2 protein-coding genes are annotated in these 11,232 nt (G+C 73.4%); both read left to right on the top strand.

Going from position 1 to position 11,232, the window contains the following annotated elements; translation table 11 throughout:
• Window positions 1-4,167, top strand: a 4,167-nt coding sequence (locus tag ACH4E8_RS35100) for an SDR family NAD(P)-dependent oxidoreductase (RefSeq protein WP_398455780.1), incomplete at its 5' end; no start/stop codon positions are given.
• Window positions 4,168-4,204: 37 nt separating this feature from the next.
• Window positions 4,205-11,232: type I polyketide synthase (locus ACH4E8_RS35095; RefSeq protein ID WP_398455778.1), on the top strand; the 7,028-nt coding region annotated here is incomplete at its 3' end.

Raw genomic sequence — 11,232 nt, 5'->3', positions numbered from 1 at the left:
CGGCACATCCGTCAACCCGTCCACTTCGCCCCGGCGGTGAGCCACCTCGCCCCCGACACCGGCGTCTTTCTGGAGTTGGGCCCGGATCCGGTCCTTGCCACCGCGACGCAGCGCACCTTGGACGGTGACCTGAGCCCTGTCGTGGTGTCCGTTCTGCATCACAAGCGAGCGGACGCCGACGCCCTCGCCCACGCCCTGGCCCAGCTCCACACCCACGGCGTCGACGTCGACTGGCACGCCTGGTTCACCACCCACGACACCACACCCCATACCGTCGACCTCCCCACCTACGCCTTCCAACACCAGCGCTACTGGCTGGCGGGTGACGACGGCTTCGGCAGCGACCCCGAGGGCTTGGGGCTCGTCTCCTCCGGTCATCCCCTGCTGGGCGCCGCAATGGAGCTGGCGGGTGGGGACGCCCGGGTGCTCACCGGTCGGCTGACGGCCGACCGGGCCGCCTGGCTCGCGGACCACCGGATCGGGGGCGCGGTCCTCGTGCCGGGTGCCGCATTCGTGGAATGGGCGCTGCGGGCGGCCGACGAGGTCGGCTGCGGCAGCGTCGAAGAGCTCGTGCTCCAGGCGCCCCTGCTCCTGCCGACGGAGGGCGGCGTCCGCGTCCAGGTCGCGGTGGACGCGGCCGGAACCGACGGCCTGCGGCAGGTCCGGATCTACTCGCGCCCCGACGACGCGGACGACACATGGCTGTGCCATGCCGAAGGCGCGCTCGGCCCCGCCCGGACGGGTACCGAGACCCCCTCCACCGACGCGTGGCCGCCCGTCGGCGCGGAGGCGGTCGACGTGACGGGGTTCTACGCGAGGGCGGCGGCGGCCGGCTACGGCTATGGGCCCGCGTTCCAAGGCGTACGGGCGGTGTGGCGGGACGGGGCCGACCTGCTCGCCGACGTCGAGCTGCCGGACGACGCGGGCGACGCCGACGCCTTCGGCGTACACCCGGCGCTCCTGGACGCGGCCCTCCACCCGGTGTTCCTCCTGGGGCAGGCGGACGAAGGACAGGTGTGGCTGCCGTTCTCATGGGGCGGGGTGACGCTCCACGCGGTGGGGGCGCGTGTCGTACGGGTCCGGCTGTCGCCCCGCGGCGAGCAGTTGGACCAGGGGCTGCGGCTGACGGTCGCCGACCCCGCCGGGGCGCCGGTGCTGACGGTCGATTCGGTCGCGATGCGGCCCGCGCACCTGAACGAGCTGGCTACCGTCCGCCCCCGTGAGGTGACCGGCCTCTTCCGCATGGCGTGGACCGCACTGCCTCCTGCGGTCGACGGCACGGTGGCGCACGGAGCCGGGTGGCGGGACGGGGAGTGGGCCGTACTCGACGGCTGCCGGTCCGGGCCCACTGCGTCCGCTGGCATGGCCGGCTTCGCGGACTTCTCCGCGCTGGTCGCGGCCCTGGACGCAGGTGCGGACGCCCCCTCGGCCGTCCTGGTGCTCCCCACGGACACGGACGCGAACGCGAACACGGACACGGACACGGACACGGACGAGGACGCGGGACACGCCCTAGCGGCCGTGACGGAGACGCTGACCCTGCTGCGTGCCTGGCTGGCTGACCCCCGGCTGACCGGCACCCGACTGGTGATCGCCACCCGCTCGGCCGCCACGGTCGACGACGAAGTGCCCGCCCCGGCGGCGGCAGCCGTGTGGGGCCTGGTGCGCAGCGCCCAGCAGGAGAACCCGGACCGGTTCGTCCTGCTCGACCTGGGGCCCGAAGCCATCGGGTGCGACGCGATCCGCCACGCGGTGACGGGAGCCCTGGCCGTCGAAGAACCGCAACTCGCCCTGCGCCAGGACCGGGTGCTGGTGCCCCGTTTACTGCGGGCCGGCGGCGCACTGCTCCCGGCGGACCGCGGCCCCTGGCGGCTCGGTCTGGGAGTCGCGGGTTCCATCGACGGCGTCGACGTCGTGCCCGCGCCGGAGGCCGGGGCGGAACTGGCGGAAGGCGAAGTGCGGATCGAGGTGGGCGCGGCCGGGGTGAACTTCCGGGACGTGCTGATCGCCCTGGGGATGTATCCGGGCGGTGCCGAGTTGAGCGGCAGCGAGGGCGCGGGCCGGGTGGTCGAGGTGGGTCCCGGGGTGGCGGAGCTGACCGTGGGGGACCGGGTGATGGGCGTGTTCGACGGGGCGTTCGGCCCGCTGGCGGTGGCGGACGACCGGATGCTGACGCGCCTGCCCGACGGGTGGAGCGACGCACAGGGCGCCGCCGTGCCGGTGAACTTCCTGACGGCCTGGTACGGACTGGTCGAGCTGGCCGGTCTGCGCGCGGGGGAGTCGGTGTTGGTGCACTCGGCGACCGGCGGGGTGGGGACGGCCGCGGTGCAGATCGCGCGGTACCTGGGCGCGGAGGTCTACGCGACGGCGAGCCCGGCGAAGCACGCCGTGCTGGACGCCATGGGCATCGACGCGGCGCACCGCGCGTCGTCGCGGGACCTCGACTTCGAGGGGGCGTTCCGCAGGGCGACGGGCGGACGTGGCGTGGACGTCGTCCTGAACAGCTTGGCCGGGGAGTTCACCGACGCCTCGCTGCGCTCGTTGGCGGACGGCGGGCGATTCGTGGAGATGGGCAAGACGGACGTCCGCGACCCCGACGAAGTGAAGTCGACCCATCCCGGCGCAGGTCAGTACCGCGCCTTCGACCTCGTCCCGGACGCGGGACCGGACGGGATCGGCCGGATGCTGGCGGTGCTGCGTGAACTCTTCGCGGACGGCACGTTGGCGCCGGCGCCCGTACGGGTGTGGCCCCTGGCGCAGAGCCGCGAGGCGTTCCGGTACGTCAGCGCGGCGCGACACGTGGGAAAGGTGGTGCTGCGGCCGTCCGCCGAGGTCGACGGCGGTGGAACGGTCCTGGTCTCGGGCGGTACCGGCACGTTGGGCGGACTCGTCGCGGAGCACCTGGTGCGCGGCGGGGTGCGCCATGTCGTCTTGACGGGTCGGCGCGGGGCGGCAGCGCCCGGCGTCGACGGCCTGGTGGCACGGTTGACGGAAGCGGGCGCCTCGGTGCGGGTGGCGGCGGTCGACGTGGCCGATCCGGCAGCGGTCGAGGACGTCGTTTCGGGCATCGACCCCGAACACCCGTTGGTCGGCGTGGTGCACGCCGCGGGCGTGGTGGACGACGGCGTGGTGTCGGGCCTGTCGGCGGAGCGGCTGGCGGGGGTGTGGGGTGCGAAGGCGACCGGCGCGTTCAACCTGCACCGCGCCACCGAGCACCTTCCGCTGGCGATGTTCGTCGTGCTCTCCTCCGCTGCCGGAGCGTTGGGGAGTGCCGGTCAGGCGAACTACGCCGCGGCGAACGCCTTCTGCGACGCGTTGGCGGCACGTCGACGCGCGCGGGGGCTGGCGGGGCTGTCGGTCGGCTGGGGCCTGTGGGCCGAGGCGAGCGGCATGGCCGGCGGGCTCACCGGAACCGACCTCGCCCGGCTGGCACGCACCGGGTTCCGCCCCATCGCCACCCCGCACGGCCTGGCGCTGTTCGACGCGTCCCTTGCCCGCGGCGACGCGCACCTCTTGGCACTCGACCTCGACCCCCGGGCCCTGCCCGACCGGTCCGACCCGGCCCTGCCCGTACTGCTGCGGTCCCTGGCGGCCGGGGCCCCGCCGCGCCGCACCGCCGCGACCCGGCAGGCACCGGGCGACCTGGCCGACCGACTGGCGGCCCGGCCCGTCGACGAGCAGCGGCAGGTCCTGCTCGACCTGGTCCGTACGAACGCGGCAGCGGTCCTGGGACACGCCGACGCCGACACCGTACGGGCCGACGCTTCGTTCAAGGAGCTCGGGTTCGACTCGCTCACCGTCGTCGAACTCCGCAACCGGCTCTCCGCGGCCACCGGGCTGCGGCTGCCCGCCTCGCTCGCCTTCGACTACGCCGAAGCCGGACTGCTCGCCGAACACCTCCGCGAACGGCTCGCGCCGGACGGGGCGGCGGCTGCGGGCGACCCCGTGGACCCGCTGTTGGGCGAACTGGGCCGGATCGAGGCCGCCCTGACCGCCCTGGAACTGGACGACGGCGCGCGCGGACGCCTCGCCAGGCGGCTGACCGGTCTGCTGACCGCCGTGCACGGGACCGCGGCGGCGGACGGCACCGCCGGCCCGACGGGATTCGACGACGTCGAGTCGGCCACCGACGACGAGATCTTCGAGCTGATTGACCGCGAACTGTGACGCCTTCGACCGTACGGCCGTTGATGGAGGGACAGAAGTGACGTCGGGCACGGAAGACAAGCTCCGCCAGTACCTCAAGCGCGTCACGACAGATCTCGGGCAGACCCGTCAGCGGCTGCGCGAAGTGGAGGAACGCGCGCAAGAACCGGTGGCCGTGGTCAGCATGGCCTGCCGCTTCCCCGGCGGCGTGACCTCGCCCGAGGACCTGTGGGAACTGGTGGCGTCCGGCACGGACGCCATCGGGGACTTCCCCACCGACCGCGGCTGGGACCTCACGAACCTCTACGACCCGGATCCGGACCGCTCCGGCACCAGTTACGTACGACGCGGCGGCTTCCTCTACGACGCCGACCGGTTCGACGCGGCCTTCTTCGGCATCTCCCCGCGCGAAGCCCTCGCCATGGAACCCCAGCAGCGACTGCTCCTGGAGACGTCCTGGGAACTCCTGGAGCGCGCCGGCATCGACCCGCGCGACCTCAAGGGCAGCGCGACCGGTGTGTACGCCGGCGCCGGACTCCCCGGCTTCGGCACTCCGCACGTCGAGCAGAGCACCGAGGGTCACCTGTTGACCGGCAACGCCCTGAGCGTGCTGTCCGGGCGCGTCGCCTTCACGCTCGGACTGGAAGGCCCCGCAGTCTCCGTCGACACCGCCTGCTCCTCCGCACTGGTCGCCATCCACCTCGCCTGCCAGGCCCTGCGCCAGGGGGAGTGCTCGCTCGCCCTGGCGGGCGGAGTGACGGTGATGGCGACCCCGGGCATGTTCACCGAGTTCTCCCGACAGCGCGGCCTGGCACCCGACGGGCGCTGCAAACCGTTCGCGGACGCGGCTGACGGCACATCCCTCTCCGAGGGGGTGGGGTTGGTGTTGTTGGAGCGGTTGTCGGATGCGCGGCGGAACGGGCGTCGGGTGTTGGGTGTGGTGCGGGGTTCGGCGGTGAACCAGGACGGTGCGAGCAATGGTTTGACGGCGCCTAATGGTCCTTCGCAGGAGCGGGTGATTCGGCGGGCGTTGGCGTTGGCGGGTTTGTCGGCGTCCGAGGTGGACGTGGTGGAGGCGCACGGTACGGGGACGAGGTTGGGTGATCCGATCGAGGCGGGCGCGTTGTTGGCCACGTACGGGCGTGACCGGCCGGCTGACCGGCCGCTCTGGCTGGGCTCCCTGAAGTCCAACATCGGGCACACCCAAGGCGCGGCGGGCGTGGCCGGTGTGATCAAGATGCTGATGGCGATGCGGCACGGCGTACTGCCCGCGACGCTCCACGTCGACCGGCCCACGACACGCGTCGACTGGGAACCGGGTGCACTCGGCCTGCTCACCGAAGCACGGGAATGGGCGACGGAGGGAACCCCGCGGCGGGCCGCGGTTTCCGCCTTCGGCATGTCCGGCACGAACGCGCATCTGGTCCTGGAAGAGCCCACGGCGGAGACCGGCGATGCGAGCGGACCCGCTGAGGCAGAGCCGCTGGCGGCCGCAGCGATCGAGGGTGCGCTTCCATGGCCGCTGTCGGCGCGGAGCCCCGAGGCGTTGCGTGGTCAGGCGGCGGCGTTGGTGGCGCGGCTGTCGTCGGCGGGGGTGGGGTTGGTGCCGGCTGAGGTGGGCTGGTCGTTGCTGACGACGCGGGCGCGGTTCGAGCACCGTGCGGTGGTGGTGGGTGAGGACGCCGACGAGTTGGTGGCGGGGCTACGGGCGGTGGCCGAGGGAGAGCCGCATCCTGGCGTCGTCGTCAGTTCGGGGCCTGTGGGGCGTGTGGGTCGGACGGTGTTTATGTTCAGCGGTCAGGGTGCGCAGCGGGTGGGGATGGGGGTGGGGTTGTATGCCCGGTTCCCGGTGTTCGCGGCGGCGTTCGATGAGGTGTGTGCCGAGTTGGATGGGCATTTGGAGCATTCGGTGCGGGGGGTGGTGTTCGAAGGTCAGCCGGCAGGGCTGTTGGATCACACCACGTACGCCCAAGCCGGTCTCTTCGCCTTGCATGTCGCGTTGGTGCGGTTGTTGGAATCGGTGGGGGTTCGGCCTGATGCGGTGGTGGGGCATTCGATTGGTGAGGTTGCGGCTGCTCATGTGGCGGGGGTGTTTGATCTGCGGGATGCGTGTCGGTTGGTTGCGGCTCGTGCTTCGTTGATGGGTGCCCTGCCTCAGGGCGGTTCGATGACGGCGATCGAGGCCAGTGCGGATGAGCTCGCCGACGATCTCGCTGCGTACGAGGGTGTCAGCATCGCTGCTCTGAACACACCGACCAGCACTGTCATCTCCGGCCCCACGGACCAGGTCGCTGCACTTGCGGTGGTGTGGGCTGGTAGGGGTCGGAAGACGAAGGCGCTCACGGTGAGCCATGCCTTCCACTCGGCGCTCATGGAACCGATGCTGGAGGAGTTCGAGGAAGCAATCGCGTCCCTGACTTTCCATGAACCGTCGCTGCCGTTGATCAGCAACCTCACTGGGGAGCCGGCCGGGCCGGAGATCGCCACCCCCGCCTACTGGGCCCGGCACATCCGTCAACCCGTCCACTTCGCCCCGGCGGTGAGCCACCTCGCCCCCGACACCGGCGTCTTTCTGGAGTTGGGCCCGGATCCGGTCCTTGCCACCGCGACGCAGCGCACCCTGGACGGTGACCTGAACCCCGTCGTGGTGTCCGTTCTGCATCACAAGCGAGCGGACGCCGACGCCCTCGCCCACGCCCTGGCCCAGCTCCACACCCACGGCGTCGACGTCGACTGGCACGCCTGGTTCACCACCCACGACACCACACCCCACACCATCGACCTCCCCACCTACGCCTTCCAACACCAGCGCTACTGGCTCGCGTCGGGCGGCGTCGGTGACGTGGGTGCGGCCGGGTTGCGGCGGGTGGAGCACGCCTTGTTGCCGGCGGCGGTTGCGCTGGCCGACGGGGGAGTGCTGCTGTCGGGCCGGGTGACGGCCACCGGTGACCACGCCTGGCTCGCCGACCACCGCATCTTGGGGACCGTATTGGTGCCGGGTGCGGCCTTCGTGGAGTGGGCGTTGCGCGCCGCGGACGAAGCCGGCTGCGGCGGAGTGGACGAACTCGTGCTCCAGGCGCCCCTGGTGGTGCCCGACACCGGGGCCGTACAGATCCAGGTCGTCGTGGACGCCGCGGCGCCGGACGGCGGCCGCGACGTACGGGTGTACTCGCGCGTGGAGCGCCCGGCGGAACACGAGGGCCCGGACGGTGACGACGGCCAGGAGTGGACGTGCCACGCCGAAGGCACCCTGACCCCGCGCTCCCGTACCGCGCCGGCGCCCGAAGAAGCGGCGACCTGGCCCCCGGCCGGTGCGCACCCGTTGGACGTGACCGGCTTCTACGAGCGCACCGAGGCCGCCGGGTACGGCTACGGCCCGGCGTTCCAAGGAGTACGGGCCGCGTGGCGGGACGGCGACGACGTGCTGGCCGAGGTCGAACTGTCGGAGGACGCGGGGGACCGGGACGGCTTCGGCATCCACCCGGCGCTGCTGGACGCCGCGCTCCACCCCGGCATGTTGTTGGCGGAGCCCACGGCCGACGGACCGGTGTGGGTGCCTTATGCCTGGCGCGGTGTGACGCTCTGGGCGGACGGCGCGCTGCGCGTACGGGTCCGACTCAGCCCCGACCGCGCCCCCGCGGCGGGTGAACGCGCGCTGCGGCTGACGGTCTCGGACCCGTCGGGGGCCGCGGTGATCGGCGCGGCGTCCCTGGTGCTGCACCCCGTCGAGCCCGGCCAGTTGGAAGCCGCCGGTCGGCGGGACGGTCCGCGCGGCCTGTTCGCGCTGGACTGGATTCCGACGGATGCCGACGTCGATCCCGCCGCCGAAACCGGGACCTGGGCCGGGCTCGGCCTGCGGCTGCCGGGGCCCGACCACGCCTCGTACCCGGATCTGGCCACGCTGACCGCCGGCATGGACGACGCCCCCGCCCCCGCTGTCGTCCTCGCCGACCTCGCAGCGGACACGGACGGCGACGACGACGGTTCGCACGTCGCCCGGCGCGCGCTGGCCCTCGTACGGCACTGGTTGACCGAGCCCCGGTTGGCGGAGACCCGACTGGTCGTCGTCACCAGGCGGGCCGTCGCGTCCGACGAGCCCGACCCGGCCGCCGCCGCGGCGTGGGGGCTGGTGCGCACCGCGCAGGTCGAGGAGCCTGGCCGGTTCACCATCTTGGACCTGGACCCGGCGGACCTCCCCGCATCCGAAGCCGGCGCGGAACAACCGGCCGTTCCCCAAGGCGTCGTCACGGCGGCGGCGCGGGCGCTGGCGGCGAACGAACCGCAGGCCGCCGTACGCGACGGGCGGCTGCTCGTCCCCCGGCTGGCCCGCACCCGACCCCCGCAGGACTCCCCGGCCCCGGCGCTCGACCCCGAGGGCACCGTACTGATCACCGGTGGCACCGGCACCGTCGGCAGCCTCGTCGCCGCGCACCTGGTGCGCGACTGGGGCGTGCGCCACCTCGTGCTCGTCGGCCGGCGCGGCCCCGACGCACCGGGCGCCGCAGCGCTGACGGATCGTCTGACGGGCCTGGGCGCGCACGTCCGCACGGTCGCGGCGGACGTCACGGACGCCGACGCCGTGGCCGCGCTGATCGCCGACGTCGACCCCGCGCACCCGCTCACCGGCGTGATCCACGCGGCCGGCGTCCTCGACGACGGCGTACTGCCCGCCCAGTCCCCGGAGCGGCTGACCGAGGTGTGGCGGGCGAAGGCGACCGCGGCGGAACACCTGCACGCCGCCACCGCGGACCTGCCGCTCGCGCTGTTCGTCGTCTTCTCATCGGCCGCCGCCTGCCTCGGCAGCGCCGGCCAGGCCAACTACGCCGCGGCCAACGCCTACTGCGACGCCCTGGCGGTGCGACGGCGCTCCGCCGGACTGCCGGGGCTGTCCATCGGCTGGGGTCTGTGGGCCGAGGCCAGCGGCATGACCGGGCACCTGACGGAAGCGGACCGGGACCGCCTCAGCCGCGCCGGCGGAAGCCCGCTGAACGTCGAACAGGCCCTGCACCTGCTCGACGCGGGCTGCCGCCACGGCGCCCCGTACCTCCTGGCCGCCAACCTTGACGCCCGCCGCATCGCCGCCCGTCCTCCCCACGCCCTGCCGTCCCCGCTGCGCGCCCTCGCCGGGACCGGGCGCGGGGCCCGGCGCACGGCCGCCGCGGGCGGACCCGCTGGGTCACGGCTCGCGGCCCGGCTGGCGTCCCTCGACGACAAGGCCAAGCTCGACGCGCTGCTCGGCGTGGTCGCCGACGGCGCCGCCGTCGCACTCGGGCACCGCTCGGCACGCGACGTGCAGGCCGACGCGTCCTTCAAGGACCTCGGGTTCGACTCGCTGACCGCCGTCGAACTCCGCAACCGGCTGTCGGAGGTCGCAGGAGTACGGCTGCCGGCAACGCTGATCTTCGACTACCCCACCCCGCGGGCCCTCGCCAGCCACCTCGCCACCCGACTGGACGGCCGCGCACACCAAGCCCGGACGCCCGCGCCGCCGACGGTCGGCACGGCCGCCGTCGACGAGCCGATCGCCATCGTGGCGATGGCGGGCCGCTTCCCGGGCGGCGTGACCTCGCCCGAGGACCTGTGGGACCTGGTGACCGACGGCCGCGACGCCATCGGCCCGTTCCCCGACGACCGCGGTTGGAGCCTGCCGGGGCTCTTCCACCCCGACCCCGACCACCCCGGCACCAGCTACGCCGACGAAGGCGGATTCGTCGCCGGCGCTGGCGAGTTCGACGCCGCGTTCTTCGGCGTCAACCCGCGCGAAGCCGTGGCCATGGACCCGCAGCAGCGCCTGCTGCTGGAAACCGCCTGGCAGGTGCTGGAGCGCGCCGGGATCGACCCGCTGACCCTGAAGGGCAGTAGCACGGGCGTGTACGCCGGCGTCATGTACCACGACTACGGGGGCGGCGTGATGGGCGGCGACGCCCAACTGGAGGGCTACGCCATGCTGGCGGGCTCCGGCAGCGTCGTCTCCGGCCGGGTCGCGTACACGCTCGGCCTGGAAGGCCCGGCGGTCACGGTGGACACGGCGTGCTCGTCGTCGCTGGTGGCGATGCACCTGGCGGCGCAGGCGCTGCGAGCGGGCGAGTGCTCGCTCGCCCTGGCGGGCGGGGTGACCGTGTTGGCGACCCCCGAGGTCTTCACGTCCTTCTCGCGCCAACGCGGCCTCGCCCGCGACGGCCGGTGCAAGGCGTACTCCGCGGCGGCCGACGGCGTCGGCTGGTCCGAGGGCGTCGGGCTGCTGCTGTTGGAGAAGCTGTCGGACGCGCGGCGGAACGGTCATCCGGTGCTGGCGGTGCTGCGCGGCTCGGCCGTGAACCAGGACGGCGCCAGCAACGGGCTGACCGCCCCGAACGGCCCGTCGCAGGAGCGCGTCATCCGCCAGGCGCTCGCCAGCGCCCGGCTGACGAGCGCGGACGTCGACGTCGTCGAGGGCCACGGTACGGGTACGGCGTTGGGTGATCCGATCGAGGCGGGCGCCTTGCTGGCGACGTACGGGCAGGGTCGGTCGGTTGAGCGTCCGTTGTTGTTGGGTTCGGTGAAGTCGAACATCGGGCACACGCAGGCTGCGGCGGGGGTCGCTGGCGTCATCAAGATGGTGATGGCGATGCGGCGCGGGGTGTTGCCGGCGTCGCTGCACATCGATGAGCCGTCGCCGCACGTGGATTGGTCGGCGGGCGCGGTGCGGCTGTTGACGCAGCAGACGGAGTGGCCGCAGGACGGACGTCCGCGGCGGGCGGGGGTGTCGTCGTTCGGCGTCTCCGGCACCAACGCACACGTGATCATCGAGCAGGCCCCGGAACCTGAGGTGCCCACGGAGGAGCGGCCCGAGCCGGACGAGATGGAAGAGCCGGCCGGGCCGGTGCCCTGGCTGGTCTCGGCCCGCAGCGGTGAAGCACTACGAGCGCAGGCAGCCGTCCTCCGCGACCACGTGACGTCTGATGATGCCGGTGCGACGCCCATGGAAACGGCCTGGTCGTTGGTGACGGGGCGGTCGGTGTTTGAGCGTCGTGCGGTGGTGGTGGGTGAGGATCGGGATGCGTTGGTGGCGGGGTTGCGGGCGTTGGCGGCGGGTGAGGCGCATCC

Source organism: Streptomyces sp. NPDC017979 (assembly GCF_044328175.1).
GTDB lineage: Bacteria > Actinomycetota > Actinomycetes > Streptomycetales > Streptomycetaceae > Streptomyces.
This window is presented reverse-complemented; position numbering and strand designations above follow the sequence as displayed.